The sequence below is a fragment of the Bacillus sp. SIMBA_005 genome (assembly GCF_046535585.1).
GTDB classification, from domain to species: domain Bacteria; phylum Bacillota; class Bacilli; order Bacillales; family Bacillaceae; genus Bacillus; species Bacillus pumilus.
Genome location: NZ_JAWRWI010000937.1, coordinates 1 through 247, shown reverse-complemented (window position 1 = coordinate 247; position 247 = coordinate 1). Strand labels below are relative to the sequence as shown.

Genomic DNA, 247 nt, shown 5'->3' with positions numbered 1-247 from the left:
CGAAGAGCGGCCCCGATGCGGATCGAGGACGAAAGCGGATTCGTGCTGCATGCGCGCCACTGGCGCGAAACCAGCCTGCTGGTCGAGGTCCTGACCCTCAACCATGGCCGCCTCGGCCTGCTGGCGCGCGGCGTGCAGGGCGAGCGCCGGCAGGCGCTGCGCGCTGCGCTGCAGCCGCTGCAGTCGATCCGCTTCAGTGCCGTGCTGCGCGGCGAGCTGGCCCAGCTGCGGGGCGCCGAGGCGGAAG

General features: G+C 73.3%; 1 protein-coding gene. It reads left to right on the top strand.

The window, feature by feature from the left end; all coding sequences use genetic code 11:
* Nucleotides 1-15: 15 nt before the first annotated feature.
* Nucleotides 16-247: DNA repair protein RecO (gene recO, locus SB660_RS22830; RefSeq protein ID WP_410584803.1), on the top strand; the 232-nt coding region annotated here is incomplete at its 3' end.